Genomic DNA, 17,312 nt, shown 5'->3' with positions numbered 1-17,312 from the left:
CGTGGCCTCCTCCCGAGTGTGCGCTAGGCCATCAGGGAATTTCCTATAGGAAATCTGGCGAGTTTGCTAGGGTCGTTCGCAAGATGTTCCTGCCTGGACACCAAGGGGTTCTCCTATGCCGCGTATCAGCGCCCTCACCGTTTCGGACGTGCGGTTCCCCACTTCCCGGGAGTTGGACGGGTCGGACGCGATGAACCCGGACCCGGACTACTCCGCCGCGTATTTGACGCTGCACACCGAGGCCGACCCGGTCGCGTACAGCCTGGTCTTCACCATCGGCCGCGGTAACGACGTGGTGGCCGCGGCAGTCGAGTCGCTGTCGCCGTACATCGTCGGCCGGGACGTGGACGAGCTGTGCGACGACCTGGGCGGATTTTTTCCCGCGCTCTGGTTTACGACTCGACTCGCAACTTCGCTGGCTGGGCCCGGAAAAGGGCGTCATGCACATGGCGATCGGGTGCCTGGTCAACGCCGTCTGGGACCTCGCTTGCCGGCGAGCCGGCAAACCGCTATGGAAGTATTTGGCCGATCTCAGCCCCCAAGAGCTGGTCGAGCTGGTCGATTTCCGCTATCTGACCGACGCGTTGACCCCGGATGAGGCAGTTGAGCTGCTACGGGGGAAAAGCTCTGGTCGGGCGGAGCGGGAGGCGTTGCTGCGAACCGAAGGTCACCCGGCGTACACGACGACCCCGGGCTGGCTGGGCTATTCGGACGAGAAGCTGGCCCGCCTCGCTCGGGCCGCGGTGGACGCCGGTTTCGGTCAGATCAAACTGAAAGTTGGCGACAACCTGGACGACGACAAGCGCCGGATGGCGCTCGCCCGTGAGGTGGTCGGGCCGGACATCGGGGTAGCCACCGACGCCAACCAGCGCTGGGATGTGGCCGAGGCGATCACCTGGATGAACGAGCTGCGCGACTTCCGGCCGGCCTGGATCGAGGAACCCACCTCGCCGGACGACATTCTCGGCCACGCGGCGATCCGCCGCGGGGTGGCGCCGATCCCGGTGGCTACCGGTGAGCACGTCCAGAACCGGGTGGTTTTCAAGCAGCTCCTGCAGGCCGAGGCGCTCGATGTCGTACAGATCGACGCCTGCCGGGTCGGTGGCGTGAACGAGAACCTGGCGATCTTGTTGCTGGCAGCCAAGTTCGGCGTCCCAGTGTGTCCCCATGCCGGCGGAGTGGGGCTGTCCGAGCTGGTCCAACATCTGGCCATGTTTGACTATGTGGCGGTGTCCGGCACTCATGACAGCCGGCCGCTGGAGTGGGCGGACCACCTGCACGAGCATTTCCAGGTGCCGGCCCGGGTCAGCGGTGGCCGCTATGTGGCGCCGGACAGTCCGGGGATCGGGGCGCAAATGCATCCGGATTCGGTGGCCCGGTTCAGTTTTCCGGATGGTCCAGAGTGGAGGGCGCAGTGAGCGACGAATTCGACAGCATGATGGCCGGCGCACTGACCGGCGCCGATTTCGCCGGCACGGCCGCGATAGTCACTGGCGGAGCGTCCGGCATCGGGCTGGCCACCGCCGTGCTGTTGGCCAGTCGCGGCGCTCAGGTGGCTTGCCTGGACCTCTCCGACGAGGTGCCCGAACCGTTGCTGGGCCTCAAATGTGACGTACGGGACGACGCTGCCGTACGCGCCGCGGTCGCATTGGCGGTGCAGCGGTTCGGACGCCTGGACGTGGTGGTGGCCAATGCTGGCATCGGTGCCCAGGGCACCGTCGAGGACAACTCCGATGACGAATGGCATCGGGTTTTCGACGTGAACGTGCTCGGCGTGGCGCGTACGGTCCGAGCCGCTTTGCCGGCCCTGCGGGATTCCGATCGAGCGGCTGTCGTGGTGACATCGTCTATTGCCGCGGTGGCTGGGATTCCGCAACGCGCGCTTTACAGCGCTTCCAAAGGTGCGTTGGCGCGCACTGACGTTGGCGATGGCGGCCGACGCGGTGGCCGACGGCGTACGAGTGAACGCCGTCGCGCCTGGAACCGCGGACACTCCCTGGGTGGGCCGGTTGTTGGACTCGGCGGCCGATCCGGCAGCTGAGCGGGCCGCTTTGGCAGCCCGGCAGCCGATGGGACGGTTGGTCTCGGCCGAGGAAGTCGCGCACGCTATTTGCTACTTGGCGTCGCCCCTTTCCGGGTCGACCACCGGAACTCTTCTCAACGTCGACGGCGGAATGTTCGGCCTGCGGTTGCGCCCGAAGGGCTGACGCGCGGTTACTCGACGTGAGGGTTATGTGGCGGGCACTGCGGTTTTCCGGGTGTTCTGAAAGAAAGCAAATCGCCAGCCGGTGTTTGCACGTACGGCCGTGAGGGTCACCACTGAGGTCACGGGTGCGTGGTCCGGCTTGCCGCCGTCGGCAATTACCAAGGCGACATCTGGTGTCAGATAACGGATATCGAGAGCGAGCGAAGCGTCGGCGCCGTCGCTGGGCATCTTGACGCCTTTGAGTGGGCCGTTAAAGAGAAAACTATGGCTGGCCTCAATGGCCGCGCGCCCGCTGTCGCGAGTGCCCAGCCAGCTGATGTAGTCGGCGTTTTCGGCGAACAGGGCGGCGTACGCGGTGGCGTCCCCCTTGTTCCATGCCGCGGTCAGCTGGCGCAGCAGGTCCTGGATCTGGCTGGTGTCGGTCTCGGCGGACATTGAATTTCTCCTTCTAGAGGTGGAATTACCAGGGCAAGCGGTGCCCGTCATCTTGCGGTTCTCCGCAGAACGGATCGCGCCCTGATCGTATGCTGCGATCCGCTATATGGCAAGCTGCCATAACGTCGGGCCTGGAGATGCACCGAAAGGTGGCGGGAGAAACTAGGAGACGAGGAACAGGCTGTCCAGGACGCGTACGACGTCATCCTGGAGATTGCCGGCGGCATCTTCGTGGCCGGCGAGCTGGTGGAGCAGGGCCAGTTGGAAGACGCCGTCGAACATGGCATATGCGGTGCGGGGCGTGACCGTCAAAGGCGTGCTGGCGAGTTCGGCATAGCGGCTGACGATTCGCCAGATCATGTCCTGCAGAACCTGGTCGATTTCCAGCGCGTCCTTGCGAAAACTCTCCTCGAAAAGGCTCTGGTTGCGCAGGTCGTACCAAAGCCGGTGCATGTGCGGTTCTTCGCACAGCGTTTCGGCCATCGCGGCGGCGAAACCGGTGCGCAGCTCGCTGGCTGAGGTGGCGGCGGCGACGAGGTCGTCGTAGCGGGTAGCGCACTCGATTTTGTATTCACGGACGCAAAAGGTGATCAGGTCGACCTTGTCCGTGAAGTAGTAGTGCAGCACCCCGTGCGAGAACTCGGAGTTCTGCGCGATCTCGCGCAGGCTCGTACGGGCATAGCCGAGCTCGGACAGGGTCTTGAGCGCGGACGCGGCGAGCTGGCCGCGGCGCTCGGTGAACTTGTCCACCGGCGGCCGGCCGGCGCGGGGTCTTCGCCCTGCTTGCCTTCGCCACCTGCGTCATCACGAATCTCCCGGTCAGCCCACGTCCATCGCGTCAAGTCTAACCCGGCACCCTACCCGTACGGGCGGAGTCTTGACAGTCGTCCAAGAAAGTCTTGACGAGTGTCAAGATGTTGCCTAGCGTGTGACCCGAGTCACCGGGCGCCGATCGGGTCCGGAACGGCCCCGGACGGGGGCCCGAACCATCTCTGGGAGGCGGAGTCGGATGAGCGTGTACGACCTGACCGGACGCAAGGCGTTGGTGACCGGTGGCGGACGAGGCCTCGGGGCGAGCATGGCGGAGGCGTTGGCGGCGGCGGCGCGGCGCGGGGGGCGGTGGCCGACATCCAGGAGGACACCGGCAAGGAAACCGCTGGCAAACTGCGGGATTCCGGTGCGACGGCGGCTTTCGTGCCGTTGGACGTGACCGACGACGCGAGTTGGGAGTCGGCGATCACCGCGACCATCGGCGAGCTCGGTGGGCTGGACATTGTCATCAACAACGCCGGAGTGGAGATTTCCGGGCTGTTGATCGACATCGACTCCGCGGACGTACGAAAGATGTTGGACGTCAACGTTGTCGGCACCGCGTTGGGTATCAAGCACGCTTTCCGGACCATGAAACCGGGCGGCGCGGCCGGCAACGGCGGCGCGGTGGTGAACATCGCGTCGGTCGCCGCGACCATCGCTTTCCCAGGAATAGCCGGCTATTCCGCCACCAAGTCGGCGGTCGACCGGCTCACCCGGGTGGCCGCGCAGGAGTCCGGCAAGCTCGGCTATGGCGTACGGGTCAACTGTGTTTATCCGGGTCTGGTGCCGACCGTGATGGGCATGCAGCTCGCTCAGGACATGGTGACGCTCGGGCTCTATCCGACCGTCGAGGCGGCGGTCGGCGCGGTGATCGACCTGACTCCGCAGGGTCGGCTCGGCGAGCCGGCGGACATGGCCGACGCGGTGGTCTTCCTTGCCTCGGACGCGGCCGGTTCATCACCGGCGCGGGGCTGCCGGTCGACGGCGGCATGGGCATGTGACCGACTTTTCCTTGAACGTACGAGAAAGGCACTCCCATGACTGACAAACCAGTTGTCGTTTACGGCGCCTCCGGCTACACCGGCCGGCTGGTCTGCGAATACCTGCGCGAGTTGCATGTCCCGTTCGTGGCCGCCGGTCGGGACGCGAAGCGCGTCCAGGAGGTGCTGGACAAGGTTCCGGGCATCGAGGATGTCGAGCACGAGGTGGTCGAGGTCGAGCACGACGTGGACGCGCTGACCGAACTTTTCAGCGGCGCCAAGGTCGTCAGCAACATGGTCGGCCCGTTCATCAAGCATGGCCCGGAAGTCGCGCAGGCCTGCCTGAACGCTGGTACGCATTACCTCGACACCACCGGCGAACAGGACTGGGTGCTCGCCGCCCAGGAGCAGTTCGGTGCTCAGTTCGCCGCGAAAGGCCTGCTGCTTTCCCCTGGCATCGCCCAGATGTACACCACCGGCGAGATCGCGGCGAACATCTGCCTGGAGACGCCAGGCCTGGACACCCTCGACATTCTGGTGCTGTGGAAGGGTTTTCCGACGTACGCGTCGACCCAGACGATCTTCACGATCCTCAAGGCGGACTGGTTCTACCTGGAGAACAACCAGCTGCGGAAATGGGATCCGCGGTCCAAGTTCGAGGTGAACGTGCCCGGCCAGCACGCGACCGCGCTGGCGGTGCCGTGGGGCGGCACGAGTCATCCGGTGTGGTTCAAGAACGACCCGCGAGTGGCGTCCTGCAAGGTCGTCGGCGGGGGGGTTTTCGACCGTGCGGTGATGGAGGGGGTCGTCGCGACGGTGAATCTGGTGGAGGAACAGATCAAAACCCTGCCCGCCGACCAGCAGGACGCGGCCCTGGCCGAGGTCGCCGCTTCCGTCCAGGCGGGCATGCCGCCACGGGAGAACCCGCGGGTCAACACCTCGCTGGACTCGGTGTACGCGTCCGGCCCGCTCGGTCGCGCACATTGCGTGATCCACGGGAACAGCAACTACAAGCAGACCGGTCTTTTGCAGGCGTACGCGGCATATTCGCTGCTGCAGCAGGCGCCTCGGCGGACCGGCCTGGCCTCGGCCTGCCAGGCATTTGGGCACCGGGAGTTGCTCGGAGTGCTGAAGAATTTCGGGTTGGTTCTGGAGCCCGAACTCACTGTCAACTAGCGGACCGGCGGCGGGTTCCCGGCATGGGGAGCCTGCTGCCGGCTGGTAGCCAAAACCGAGGGCGGCGCCGTGCGTTTGACCGACTACCTGGACAAAGGGGCCTCGCTCGGCCCGGATCTACCTTGCCTGACAACCGATAGCCAGACGCTGTCGTACGCGCAAGTGCAGGACCTGTCGTGGGGAATCGCGCGGGCGCTGGACCGGTCCGGGGTGCGACCGGGCGAGAAGGTGGCCATCCTGTCGGCCAACGATCCGCTCGCGTTTTTTCGTGTGTTTTCGGGATTTCTCGGGCCGGCGCGGTGTGGTGCCCGATCAATCCGCGCAACGAGGCCGACGAGAACCGCGAACTGCTGGATTTCTTCGACTGCAGCTGCCTGATCTTCCAGGCGTCCTTCGCGCCACTGGTCGAACGGATTTTCCCGCTACTGCCCCAAGTGAAGACACTGGTCTGTCTCGACCAGGACCTGCCGACGGCGATCCACTTCGACCAGTGGGTGGCCGGGCTGCCGGCCGGGCCATGGCAACGGGAGGCGGTCGACGACACCGCGATGATCGTGGGTACCGGCGGCACCACCGGCAAGCCGAAGGGTGTGATGCTGACCGGGCGGAACATCGAAACGATGACCGCGTTGACGCTCATGAGCTACCCGATAGGGGACCGTCCGGTCTATCTCGCGCTGGCCCCGCTGACGCACGCGGCCGGAGTGCTGTGCTTCCCGATTCTGGCTTCCGGCGGCCAAATCATCATCATGCGAGCTCCGGACCTGAAAGTTTTCCTGGAACTGGTGAAAAAAGTCACTCGGTCACGCACACTTTCCTGCCGCCGACACTGATCTACATGCTTCTCGGGCAACCTGATCTGCCGTACGCGGACCTCAGTTCGTTGCGATGTCTTTGGTACGGCGCGGCGCCCATGTCGGCGGCCCGGCTGGCCGAGGCGCTGGTGCGTGTCGGTCCGGTGATGGGGCAGCTGTTCGGTCAGACCGAGGCGCCGATGATGATTTCCACGATGGCGCCGGCCGACCATTTCCATCCGGACGGCACGCCGGCGACCGAGCGGTTCGCGTCCGCCGGCCGGCCGAGCCCGCTCGTACAGGTGGCGATCGTGAACGACGACGGAAAGCAGTTGGCGGCCGGCCAGCGCGGCGAGATCGTGGTACGGAGTTCACTGGTGATGGCCGGCTACTACAAGAATCCGGAAGCCACCGAGGAAGTCGGCCGGCACGGCTGGCATCACACCGGGGGGATATCGGCTATCTCACCGAGGACAACTACCTTTTCATTGTCGACCGGCCAAGGACATGATCATCACCGGTGGCTTCAACGTCTACTCGGCCGAGGTGGAGCAGACGCTGATGGAGCACCCGGCCGTACGAGACTGCGCGGTTGTCGGCCTGCCGGACGAAAAATGGGGCGAGCGGGTGACCGCGGTGATCCAGTTGCACCCTTGGCAGAGTGTGTCCACCGAGGACGTACGCGCCTTCGTGAAGGCCCGGATCGGCAGCGTGAAAGCCCCCAAACAAGTGGAGATCTGGGCAGACCTGCCCCGCTCGAAAGTGGGCAAGGTGCTGAAGGCAGAAGTCAAGGCACAGCTGAAAGCGTTCTAGGAAAGCAAAAATGGGCCCCTCCGGGTGGAGGGGCCCATTTTTCGTTGCCAGGATTAGTGCTGGAACCCGAGGGTGGCCAGGAATGCCTCGCCGTTCGGGGTGCCCACGCCGGTCACGTCGTCATAACCGGACCGGACCCAGATGCTCGTCTTCACGTTGAACGTACGCAGGACGGTCGAGGTGTGCCCGCGCTCGCGTCGACGCTGTTGTTGTAGTTCACCCGGGCGACCGCCGGGATGGACAGGTTGCCGCGCACGTCGTGCAGCGCGCCAGTGCCGGCCAGCTTGTAGAGCGCCGGGTTCACGAAACCGTGCGGGCGCCCGGAAACCTGGTCGGCAAGCGCCATGATGCCGGCGGTCAGCGGAGCCGAGAGGCTGGTGCCACCGATCCGGTATTCGGCGTACTTCACCGAACCGTCCAGGAAGGTCTGCGTCTCGCCGACCCGGAAACCGGTGTTGGCGTCCGCCACCGCGGCGATGTCCGGAATGGTACGGGCCGGGGTGCTGCTGTATTTCTTCGAGATCGAACCCGGCACCACACCCTGCTGGTACCACGGCTGGGTGAACACCTTGCTGGTGCCGCCGCCGGCCGCGCCGGAGATCGTGCCAGCCAACGGGGTCGCCCACTGACCGTTGGTCAGCGTGGTGGAGAAGGTCGACCAGCCGGTCTCGCCGCCGTAGCCGTTGGACTTGGTGACCGCCAGCGAAGTGCCACCGACCGCCGTCACCAGCGGGTCGGACGCCGGGAAGTTGATCTCCGGCTGGTGGTCGTCGGAGACCGTCGAGTCGTCGCCGTCGTCACCGGTGGAGAAGTAGAAACCAACGCCCTGCAGGGCACCCTGGAAGAAGACCTGCTGGTACGCCTGCAGGAGATCGGGGTCCTCGTTCTCGCCGATGCTGCTCCACGAGTTGGAGACGATGTTGGCGAGCTTCTTGTCGACGATCTTGTTCAGCGCGTCCAGGAAGTCACTGTCGTTGCAGCTCGCGCTGGCCACGAAGTTGACGTTGGCGCCCGGCGCGACCGCGTGCACGGCCTCCACGTCGAGGGTTTTTCCTCGCCGTACCAACCCTGCTCACCGCACTGGTCGCCGTTCACCTTGTCGTCGTAACCGTACGAGAACGAGGGCGGCAGCGTCTGCTTGAACTGGTTCCCGTGGAACGCCGGCTGACCGTGGTCGGTGGCGTATTTGTTGGCGTCGGCGAGGATGGTCGGCGCCGCGTACGCGTCGACGATCGCGACCGTCACACCGCGGCCGTCGAAGCCGTGCTGGACGGACCGGGTCAGCCCGTACGCGCCCTGCAGTTGCGCGGGGGTGTAGCCGCACGTCACGTACGGCGGCACTTGGCCGTAGGCGGTCGGCAGGCCGGTGCCGGGTTTCTGCGCGAAGTAGTCCGAGCAGGGCGGCGCCGGCACGAAGGCGGGCGGCGGCGGTGCGTCCGGGCTGGCCTTGGCCGACCGGGTCGCGGCCCGCTGGGGCTGCGTCGTCGTACCTCCCTCGACCGTGTGGTCGTTCTTCATGGTGTTGCCGACGCTGGCGATGCCGGACACCGCGGTCACCACGCCGGACAGGCTCGCCGGGACGGTGGTCTGGGTGGCGGCGGCCCGGATGGTCTGGCCGTCCTTCTGGTACTGGCGTACGGACGTACCGAAGGCCTTCTGCACGTCCGCGACTGAGCCGGTCGCGCTGATGTAGAGGCGGTTGTCCGGCACCGCGCCGGCGTGCAGGTTGTTCGCGGCGAGGAACTGCCTGACCGCGGCGAGGCTGTTGTCGCTCGGGGCGTACTGCGCCCGGTATTGCTCAGGCGACAGGTAATGGCGATATTGCGGGCTGGCCGGGTCGCTGACCGCGCGGGCCGCGGCGGCGAGGCCGGCCTGGTTCTGACCGGCCAGGTAGAGCTTCACGCTCAACTGCTGGTTCTGGTCGACAGTGCCGGTGGGTGCGGAGTGCTGCACCCAGTCGGGCTGCGAGTCGCTGATGGCAGCTCGCCCGCTGGGAGCCGCCGAGGCCGCCGTGGCGCCGAATGGCACGCACAGCGCCACCGCGGCACCCACCGCCGCGGTGGCGATCAGGTGTTGTTGACGCATCCGGATGTGATTCCTTCCGTCGGGCCCGCATCGGACTCAGATCGCCGCGACGGCTGGTGACCGCGACGGATGTGATTTTGTGACAAAGGGTCGGACAGACTTTCTCCCGTGCCGCCGCCGCTTGCAAGCACAATGCAAATACTTGTCCTTTCGGGTTGCCGGGGTGTCCGACTTGTACCGGCAAATAATGACAAGAAAGGTCCACGAGGTAAAGCTTTGTTGGGCCCCTTTCTCGCGTTTCCGCAGTTCTTTCCGCCCGTTCACGCAGGCTCTCTCGCTGCCCACCCGCGGGAGGCACGGCAGCCATAGACTCTGGGCGTTGACGACGAGGGGGCCTGCGGAATGTATGACTTCGACCTGCTGGTGCTTGGTTCTGGGCCGAGTGGCCAGAAGGCCGCGATCGCCGGCGCGAAGCTGGGTGGCCGGGTGGCCATCGTGGACCGCCGGCACATGGTCGGCGGGGTTTGCATCAACACCGGGACCATCCCGTCCAAGACACTGCGTGAGGCGGTTCTCTATCTCACCGGCCTCAACCAGCGGGAACTGTACGGCCAGAGCTACCGGGTCAAGGACGACATCACGTTCGGCGACCTGGCGGCCCGTACGCAGCACGTGATCAGCCGTGAGATCGACGTGATCCGCAGCCAGCTCTCGCGCAACCGGGTGGCGCTGCTGCCCGGGTCGGCGCGTTTCCTGGACGACCACACGGTGGCCATCCGGCAGGACGACGGGTCGGACGAACGCAAGGTGTCGGCGGAGCGAATTGTCATCGCGGTCGGCACCAAACCGGCTCGACCGTCCACTGTGGACTTCGATGGTCGTACGGTGGTGGACGCCGACCAGATCCTGCGGATCGACCGCATTCCGCGCTCGCTGGTGGTGGTCGGCGCCGGGGTGATCGGCATCGAGTACGCCTCGATGTTCGCCGCTCTGGGCTCGAAGGTCACCGTGGTCGAGTCCCGCGAGCGAATGCTCGACTTCTGCGACCTGGAGGTCGTCGAGGCGCTCAAATACCACTTGCGCGATCTGGCGGTGACCTTCCGGTTCCGCGAGACGGTGGCCGCGGTGGAACGCCATGAGGACATGACGCTCACGCATTTGGAAAGCGGCAAGAAACTGCTCGCCGACACCGTGATGTATTCGGCCGGCCGGCAGGGCGTCACCGACGAGCTCAACCTGGAAGCGGCCGGGTTGGCCGCTGACAAGCGCGGCCGGATCACCGTCAACGAGAACTTCCAGACCGAGGTCGGCCACATTTACGCGGTCGGTGACGTGATTGGTTTCCCGGCTCTCGCGGCCACCAGCATGGAGCAGGGCCGGGTAGCCGCGCACCACGGTTTCGGCGAGCCGGTGGACCACCTTTCGGACCTTTATCCGATCGGCATCTACTCGATCCCGGAGATCAGTTTCGTCGGCAAGACCGAGGATGAGCTGACCGAGTCGTCGATTCCGTTCGAGGTCGGGGTGGCCCGCTACCGGGAGCTCGCGCGTGGCGCGATTATCGGTGACTCGTACGGAATGTTGAAGATCCTGGTCTCCAACGACGACCGCAAGCTGCTCGGCGTGCACGTCTTCGGCACCAACGCCACCGAGTCGTCCACATTGGACAGGCCGTGATGGGGTGCGGTGGCACGGTCGACTATCTGGTGGACGCGGTCTTCAACTACCCGACGTTGGCCGAGTCGTACAAGGTGGCAGCATTGGACGTGCTCAACAAGATGCGTGCGGTTCAAAGGATTTCGGCTGTCCCAGTGAGCCCGAGGATCGGGGAAAAGGCCGTACGCCCCGCCACATCAGCGGCGAAGAAAAAACGACCTCCTAGGAAGCATAACCGCCAAGCGTGGTCCACTGGCCGGTCGTTGGAGCGTTTTGCTGGGCGGTGTAAGCCCAAACCGAGCCGGTGGTCGTACGTACCAGCACGACCATGCGGCCGGGCGTTTGGGTGACGACGGTCGGCGTACAGGCGATGCGCTGCACCGCGAGCCGGGGCGGCACGCCGACCGAGGCCGGCTTTCCGGCTCCTGGCCACACCCAGAGGCCGCCTTCGACGCCGCGGAACCACACCACCGCGGCCGGTTTCTGCGCGCCGCCGCTGTGAGCGGGGTGCCGATCGCGGCGCCGGAGGCGATCTGGTCGCCGAACGGCTGGTGCCAGCCAGCGGACGAGCCGTCCGGGCAGACGGCGGTCACGTACAGCCGGCCGTCCTGAAAGCCGCGAGCGCTCACCGGAACGGCGTTCACGCAGCCAACAGTCGAGACTGGGCCGGCCAGCGGTGCCGAGTACGCATCGAGTCCGGCGATTGTTCTCCAGCTGGGTTTGTGGCTGGGGGTGTCCAGGTCGACTCGCGCGTACGAGACCTGCAGGCCGCTCGTACGGGCGGTGACAAAGAGCTGGTGGCCGCCGGTTCCGACGATCGACGGCGCCGAAGTGGTGGTGCCGCCGAGGGAGACCCACCGCGTCCAGGTGTCGCCGTCCTGCCAGCGCAGGAGGACGTCTCCGGCGTCGCCGCGGGCGGCGATGTAGACCCGGCCGTCCACAGTGGCGGCGGCCGGCGAGGTGCTCACCACGCCGTCCAGCGCGATCCACTGGCCGGAGCCCGCGGGACGTACGTTCACCCGTCCGTCTGACCCGCGGGTGGCGATCAGCACGCCGTCCGGGGTCGGTGCGCCGGCGACCCGCTGCGGCGAGATGTCCCCGAGGACCGCGGCCGCCCGGGCCGGTCCGGCCGGCCCTGGCAACGCTGCCGGCCCAGTGGCCGCCGCGGACGGGTCCGGTCTGGCCGCGATCGGGGCCGGGGTGGGCGCGGAATGGCCGGTCAGCACGGTGGCCGCCGTACCGATGCCGACCACCGCTACCCCGACCACGGCGGCGAGGTTCACGGCCAGCCGGCGACGGCGTACTTGTCGGGTCCCGTCGACCACCGCCTGGCCGATGTCGATCGCCGACGGAACTGATGTTTCCGCGGCCAGCCCCAGCAACCGCCGGGCCTCAGTGGTCTGCAGGTCGTCGTCGCTCATCGGCTTGCTCCAGACGAGGACGCGAGCGGTGCCTCCGGTGGGTTGAGCGCACCCTTGAGTGCCTCCAGCCCGCGCGGTCTGGCTTTTCACATTGCCCACCGAGCAGCCCAACACCTCGGCGGTCTCGTTGACCGAGAGGTCCCCAAAGAACCTCAGAACGAGCACCGCCCGTTGCCCTTTGGGGACTTGCCGGAGGGCCGTACGGACCGCCATCGCGTCGGCCGGATCGCTGGCGGTATAGGCCGACTCCGGCATCGTGTCGAACAGTCGTACGCTCGCCCACTTGCGGCGGCGGTCGTCGATGAACACCCGGTAGAGCATCCGCTGCACGTACCGATCGATATTGTCCGCCCCACTGGCGCGTTTCCACTGCACAAAGAGCTTTGTCAGGGTCTCCTGCACGAGGTCGTCGCCGCGGGCCGGATCGCCGGCCAACAGGGTGGCGATCCGGCGTAGCCGAGGGGAACAGCGGGAGACGTACTCCACGTATGCCTCCCGCTCTGCTCCCCGCACTCTGCCCGTTGTAGTGCATGGGAGCTCAAAGCACACCGGGTTAGTTGCCGTGCTTGCGAGAGATGACCGACATGCCGGAGCTAGACCGCCGATCCGCCCAGGCTCGTCCAGACGCCTCCGGTGACGTTTCCGAAGCCGCCCGGCGGGGTGTAGAGCCAGGCGTGGCCGAGGTTGTCGCGTACCAGCACCGAGTCCGGATCCAGCGAGCTGACGACCCACGGTCGTACGCGGGCTCCGGAGACGGTCGGCGTACAAGCGACCCGGAGGCCGGTGGCTGGTACGCCCACCCTGGTCGTGTTGTTCCATAGCGCGCCGTCGGTGCCGCGATACCAAAAGCCGTTCTGGAAGTCCTGGGCGATGCTGGACGCCGTTCGCCCGACGGTTGGCTGCCACTTCGGTCCGGGCTGGTCGCAGACCGCGCGGTGGATGCCGGTGCCGGTGGCGGACCGCCCGTTGACGAAGGCGACGGTGGGAAAGCCGTCCGGGGCCTGGCAGTTCACCTGCACTCCGAGCATGGGCGCCGACTGCAGCACCTGCTTGTCGAACTCCGTCCACGTCGAGCGATCCCGTACCGCCGTGGTGACAGCGAGCCTGGCTGGAACAGTCGCAGCTGCGCCGTACCGGCGGCGGTCTGGGCGGCCACGGCCACGTACGCGGGTGGGCCGGCTTCGGCAGGGATCGCCTGCAGGGCCGGCGCGCCGTACGTGTTGCCGCCGATGTTGTGCCAGCCCGTCCAGGTCCCGGCCGCTTCGCGCCAGCGGTAGAGAACGTTTCCGTTGCTGGCCCTGGCCGCCACGTAGATCCGACCGTTCTCATCCACGGTGGCCGCCGGCGAGCTGGCCACCGTCGTACCCATCTGCACCCAGCCGCTCTGGTGGCCGTTCGGCGAGATGATCTTCTGGTCGAGGTATCCGTTCGGATTCCGGGCGAAGACATGCAGGCCGTCGCTGGCGTACGCACCGCCCACCCGCTGCGGCGAGATGTCGTACGGCGCCGCCTGAGCGGCCACCGGGGCGGCGAAGACCGCACCCACTCCCAGGGATACTCCGGTGACCGCCAAGCGATTCGCCGGGATGCGGTGGATCTCATCTGCGAACTCTTCCCAGTACCAGCTGGCCGCGAACTGCGACCGTCACATTCAGTGGACGGGGTCGGCCCGTCGATCGGTTGCACAGGTGCGGGGACCACCGTTGGGCAGTCCCCGCACCTGTTCGGAAAGCAAGAAACCGTGGATAGACAGTGGATCAGGTGGCGATGCCGCCCAGGTTCGTCCAGGTGCCGCCAGTGCCGTCCTCTTCCACCGGAACGTAAAGCCAGCTGGTGCCCTGGTCGTCCCGGACCAGCACGGAGCGCGGGTCCGTCGGCGTGCCACCGTTCTTCGGCACCTGGTAGCCGGCGACGGTCGGCGTGCAAGCCACCCGACGCCCGGCAGCCGGAACACCTACCCGGGTCCCGTCCCAGAGCGCTCCGTCGGTGCCTCGGAACCAAACCCCGCCGTGCGAGTCGCTGGCGATACCGGAGCTGGTGCCCTCGGAGTTGAGGAACCAGGTCGCCGGCGCCGGCGACGGCGCGTCACCGCAGACCTCCCGCTGCATGCCGTTTCCGTTGCTGCCTCGTCCGAGCAGGACGACCGCGTTCGGCTGGGCCGAGTCGGGTGCGCCGTCCCGCGGGGTGTCCTGGCATCCTTGGGCGGCGCCGAGCATCGGAGCGGCCTGCAGCACCTGGTCGTCGAGTCCCACCCAGCTGGCCCAGTGTGCGATCGGTGGCGACAGGGTCCCGGGCGTGAAGGCCCGGGCCTGCGGCTGGCCGGCGCTGTTCTGGGCGGCGATCAGAACCTCGGGGTATTGCCCGTTCTGCGCCGGAATGGCCTGCAGGGCCGGCGCGCCGTACGTCGTGCCGCCGATGTTCTTCCAGCCGGTCCAGCTGCCGTTGGGCTCCCGCCACTGATAGAGGACATTGCCGTTTGTTGCCCGTACGGCAAGGTAAACCCGGCCTTCACTGTCCACAGTGGACGCAGGCGAGCTGGCGACCTGGGTGGTGTCGAAAAAACGGTCCAGGAACCCTGCTGCCCGTTCTTGGCGATAACTTTCTGGTACAGATAGCCAGTCGTGCCGCGTACGAACACGTGCAGGCCGTCCGCCGCGTACGAACCGGCCACCCGCTGCGGTGAGATGTCGTACGGTGCCGTCGCGGCCTGCGCTGCCGCCGGAATCGAAGCGATGCCAGCGAAAACCGAAACACCGGCAAGTACGCCCGCGAACGCCCTGGATCGTTTCGTCGTCATTCGAGAGTTCATCAGAAGAAATCCTTCCCCGAATCTTTCGGAGCCGCTCCATGACGACCCCTACACGGGAAGGACGGGACCGGCGGCGAAACCCGTTGCATGGGATTCGCCGGGACTGCCCCAAGGGGCGATACGGTTTCTCGGCACGAAAAAAAACGCAGGTCGCGTGACCTGCGTTTCTTCGCCTTGTGGTGGGGTTGAGGCGGATCCTAGAAAGCCTCTTCCGGAATATCCATCAGGTCGAGGTTGGTGGTTTCCACCACGGTACGGCGGGCGGTGAGCTCCGGCAGAACCGTCTGGGTGTAGAATCGCGCGGCGGCCAGCTTGCCGGTGTAGAAGGCCTCGTCCGCGGGCTTGAGGCCACCCGCGTCCAGTGCGCCGAGTGCGACCTCGGCCTGGCGTACGAGCAGCCAGCCGACCACCAGGTCGACCAGGGACAGCAGCAGTCGGGAGGTGTTCAGCCCGACCTTGTAGACGTTGCGCCGCTCTTCCTGGCTGGACATCAGGAAACCGACCAGCGTGCCGACCATCCCCTGCACGTCGGCGAGCGCCTGCCCGACCGCGGCCCGCTCTTGCTTCAGCCGGCCGTTGCCGCCGTCCGCGGCGACGGTTTCGTTGATCTGAGTCGCCAGCACGGTCAGCGCCTGGCCGTTGTCCTTCACGATCTTGCGGAAGAACAGGTCCATGCCCTGGATCGCGGTGGTGCCCTCGTACAGCGTGTCGATCTTGGAGTCGCGGATGTACTGCTCGATCGGATAGTCCTGCAGGAAGCCCGGAGCCGCCGTACGTCTGCAGGGTCTGCGACCCGAGCAGCTCGTACGAGCGTTCCGAACCGCCGCCCTTGACCAGTGGCAGCAGCAGGTCGTTCAGGTGCTCGGCGGCCTTCTCGGCGGCCGCGTCGCCGGCGAACCGGGCGGCGATCACGTCGTCCTGCACGCTCGCGGTGTACTGCACCAGGGCGCGCAGGCCCTCGGCGTACGACTTCTGCAGCATCAGCGAGCGGCGTACGTCCGGATGGTGGGTGATGGTCACCCGCGGTGCGGCCTTGTCGGTCTGCTGGGTCAGGTCGGCACCCTGGACCCGCGACTTCGCGTAGTCGAGCGCGTTCAGGTAGCCGGTCGACAGGGTGGCGATGGCTTTCGTGCCGACCAGCATCCGGGCGTACTCGATGATCTTGAACATCTGCCGGATGCCGTCGTGCACCTCGCCGACCAGCCAGCCGACCGCCGCCGCACCGCACCGTCGCCGAAGGTCAGTTCGCAGGTGGTGGAGAGGCCTTCAGGCCCATTTTGTGCTCGACGTTCGTCACGTACGCGCCGTTGCGCTCACCCAACTCGCCGGTCTCGTCGTCGAAGTGGAACTTGGGGACCATGAACAGGCTGAGGCCCTTGGTGCCCGGGCCGCCGGCGCCGGCGGTGTCCACCGGCCGGGCCAGCACGTAATGAATGATGTTGTCGGTCATGTCGTGCTCGGCCGAGGTGATGAACCGCTTGACGCCCTCGATGTGCCAGGTGCCGTCGGCCTGCGGGATCGCCTTCGTACGACCGGCGCCCACGTCGGAGCCGGCGTCCGGCTCGGTGAGCACCATGGTGGCGCCCCACTGCTTGTCGACGAAGATCTGCGCCCATTTCTTCTGCTCGTCGGTGCCCAGCCGCCAGAAGGTGGCCGCGAAACCGGGACCGCCGGCATACATGAACGCGGCCGGGTTGGCGCCCAGCACCAACTCGGCGAGCGACCACCAGAGCGCCCGTGGGGCGAGTGTGCCGCCGAGTTCCTCGGGCAGGTCCAGGCTGACGTAACCGGTGCCCATCAAGCGCTGGAAGGACGCCTTGAAGGCGGCCGGCATCGTCACCGAGCGCGTCTTCGGGTCGTAGACCGGCGGGTTGCGGTCGGCGTCCGCGAACTGCTCGGCGAGGTCTTCCCGGACAAACCGGTCGACCTCGGACAGGATGCTGTGCACCGTGTCGGAGTCCAACTCCGCGTACGGACCCTTCGCCAGCCGGTCACCGGTTCCAAAGACCTCAAACAGGTTGAACTCGATGTCCCGGAGGTTGCTCTTGTAGTGCGCCATCGTGATCGCTTCCTCCACTAGCAGCAGGGAGTGCCAGCCTCGATTACTCGTCAGTAACTAAGGATATTACCCGCAGGTAACGGCCGCAAGAGACGTGCTTCACGAAATCCCCCACTCAACCTCCG

General features: G+C 66.5%; 13 protein-coding genes and 4 pseudogenes. 8 read left to right on the top strand and 9 right to left on the bottom strand.

Annotated features, from left to right (window positions below; genetic code table 11):
• Positions 1–115 precede the first annotated feature (115 nt).
• The 4 genes from GNX96_RS50400 to GNX96_RS50395 are packed head-to-tail and all read left to right on the top strand — an operon-like array spanning position 116 to position 2,207.
• Entirely contained in the window at positions 116–598 is a 483-nt protein-coding gene (locus GNX96_RS50400) for an enolase-like domain-containing protein (RefSeq protein WP_279579877.1), read from the top strand.
• Entirely contained in the window at positions 522–1,418 is an 897-nt protein-coding gene (locus tag GNX96_RS09510; protein ID WP_279579876.1) for an enolase C-terminal domain-like protein, read from the top strand. The genes GNX96_RS50400 and GNX96_RS09510 overlap by 77 nt, the downstream gene beginning before the upstream one ends.
• Positions 1,415–2,041, top strand: a complete 627-nt coding sequence (locus GNX96_RS09505; protein WP_279579875.1) for an SDR family NAD(P)-dependent oxidoreductase — start codon at positions 1,415–1,417, stop codon at positions 2,039–2,041. Before GNX96_RS09510 ends, GNX96_RS09505 begins: the two co-directional genes overlap by 4 nt.
• Positions 1,929–2,207, top strand: a complete 279-nt coding sequence (locus tag GNX96_RS50395; protein ID WP_279579874.1) for an SDR family oxidoreductase — start codon at positions 1,929–1,931, stop codon at positions 2,205–2,207. The genes GNX96_RS09505 and GNX96_RS50395 overlap by 113 nt, the downstream gene beginning before the upstream one ends.
• A gap of 23 nt (positions 2,208–2,230) precedes the next feature.
• On the opposite strand, the gene GNX96_RS09500 is transcribed toward GNX96_RS50395, so the two are convergent.
• Positions 2,231–2,641, bottom strand: a complete 411-nt coding sequence (locus tag GNX96_RS09500; RefSeq protein WP_163567790.1) for an SgcJ/EcaC family oxidoreductase — start codon at positions 2,639–2,641, stop codon at positions 2,231–2,233.
• Between the two features lie 162 nt (positions 2,642–2,803).
• Complete coding sequence (locus GNX96_RS09495; protein ID WP_163567789.1) at positions 2,804–3,391, bottom strand: TetR/AcrR family transcriptional regulator; 588 nt, start codon at positions 3,389–3,391, stop codon at positions 2,804–2,806.
• 259 nt (positions 3,392–3,650) lie between these two features.
• Between GNX96_RS09495 and GNX96_RS09490 the strand changes: the two are divergent.
• From GNX96_RS09490 to GNX96_RS09480, 3 genes and pseudogenes are all read left to right on the top strand, one after another.
• Positions 3,651–4,455 (top strand): annotated as a pseudogene (locus GNX96_RS09490) (SDR family NAD(P)-dependent oxidoreductase).
• 36 nt (positions 4,456–4,491) lie between these two features.
• A complete protein-coding gene (locus GNX96_RS09485; RefSeq protein ID WP_163567788.1) occupies positions 4,492–5,610 on the top strand; it encodes a DUF5938 domain-containing protein in 1,119 nt (372 codons plus the stop codon).
• A gap of 69 nt (positions 5,611–5,679) precedes the next feature.
• A pseudogene (locus GNX96_RS09480) lies at positions 5,680–7,217 on the top strand (AMP-binding protein).
• Between the two features lie 151 nt (positions 7,218–7,368).
• On the opposite strand, the gene GNX96_RS09475 reads toward GNX96_RS09480, so the two are convergent.
• The gene (locus GNX96_RS09475) at positions 7,369–8,247 is read right to left on the bottom strand and encodes a S53 family peptidase (RefSeq protein WP_163567787.1); all 879 of its coding nucleotides are present in this window, start codon (positions 8,245–8,247) and stop codon (positions 7,369–7,371) included.
• Positions 8,166–9,302, bottom strand: a complete 1,137-nt coding sequence (locus GNX96_RS09470; RefSeq protein WP_163567786.1) for a protease pro-enzyme activation domain-containing protein — start codon at positions 9,300–9,302, stop codon at positions 8,166–8,168. Before GNX96_RS09470 ends, GNX96_RS09475 begins: the two co-directional genes overlap by 82 nt.
• Before the next feature lie 342 nt (positions 9,303–9,644).
• Here GNX96_RS09470 and sthA point away from each other — a divergent pair.
• A pseudogene (sthA, locus tag GNX96_RS09465) lies at positions 9,645–11,047 on the top strand (Si-specific NAD(P)(+) transhydrogenase); the annotation flags it as partial.
• Between the two features lie 48 nt (positions 11,048–11,095).
• On the opposite strand, the gene GNX96_RS50390 reads toward sthA, so the two are convergent.
• The 5 genes and pseudogenes from GNX96_RS50390 to GNX96_RS09445 form a co-directional block, all read right to left on the bottom strand.
• On the bottom strand, positions 11,096–12,805 hold the full coding sequence (locus GNX96_RS50390) for a sigma-70 family RNA polymerase sigma factor (protein ID WP_279579873.1): 1,710 nt from the start codon (positions 12,803–12,805) through the stop codon (positions 11,096–11,098).
• A 107-nt stretch (positions 12,806–12,912) separates the two neighbouring features.
• A complete protein-coding gene (locus GNX96_RS50385) occupies positions 12,913–13,332 on the bottom strand; it encodes a hypothetical protein (RefSeq protein ID WP_279579872.1) in 420 nt (139 codons plus the stop codon).
• The gene (locus tag GNX96_RS09455) at positions 13,329–13,841 is read right to left on the bottom strand and encodes a hypothetical protein (RefSeq protein ID WP_279579871.1); all 513 of its coding nucleotides are present in this window, start codon (positions 13,839–13,841) and stop codon (positions 13,329–13,331) included. The genes GNX96_RS50385 and GNX96_RS09455 overlap by 4 nt, the downstream gene beginning before the upstream one ends.
• Positions 13,842–14,076: 235 nt before the next feature.
• The gene (locus GNX96_RS09450) at positions 14,077–15,168 is read right to left on the bottom strand and encodes a hypothetical protein (protein WP_163567784.1); all 1,092 of its coding nucleotides are present in this window, start codon (positions 15,166–15,168) and stop codon (positions 14,077–14,079) included.
• 157 nt (positions 15,169–15,325) lie between these two features.
• Positions 15,326–17,187 (bottom strand): annotated as a pseudogene (locus GNX96_RS09445) (acyl-CoA dehydrogenase).
• Positions 17,188–17,312: the final 125 nt, after the last annotated feature.

Source organism: Fodinicola feengrottensis (assembly GCF_010993775.1).
Lineage (GTDB): Bacteria > Actinomycetota > Actinomycetes > Mycobacteriales > HKI-0501 > Fodinicola > Fodinicola feengrottensis.
The sequence above is the reverse complement of the archived record's forward strand: the minus strand, read 5'-3'. Positions and strand labels throughout refer to the sequence as shown.

What these genes read in the sequence shown, in the direction of transcription:
- GNX96_RS50400 (WP_279579877.1), top strand. Translation starts at nt 116, where the DNA reads ATGCCGCGTATCAGCGCCCTCACCGTTTCGGACGTGCGGTTCCCCACT.
- GNX96_RS50395 (WP_279579874.1), top strand. Translation starts at nt 1,929, where the DNA reads ATGGCGGCCGACGCGGTGGCCGACGGCGTACGAGTGAACGCCGTCGCG.
- GNX96_RS09500 (WP_163567790.1), bottom strand. Translation starts at nt 2,641, where the DNA reads ATGTCCGCCGAGACCGACACCAGCCAGATCCAGGACCTGCTGCGCCAG.
- GNX96_RS09485 (WP_163567788.1), top strand. Translation starts at nt 4,492, where the DNA reads ATGACTGACAAACCAGTTGTCGTTTACGGCGCCTCCGGCTACACCGGC.
- GNX96_RS09470 (WP_163567786.1), bottom strand. Translation starts at nt 9,302, where the DNA reads ATGCGTCAACAACACCTGATCGCCACCGCGGCGGTGGGTGCCGCGGTG.
- GNX96_RS09450 (WP_163567784.1), bottom strand. Translation starts at nt 15,168, where the DNA reads ATGGAGCGGCTCCGAAAGATTCGGGGAAGGATTTCTTCTGATGAACTC.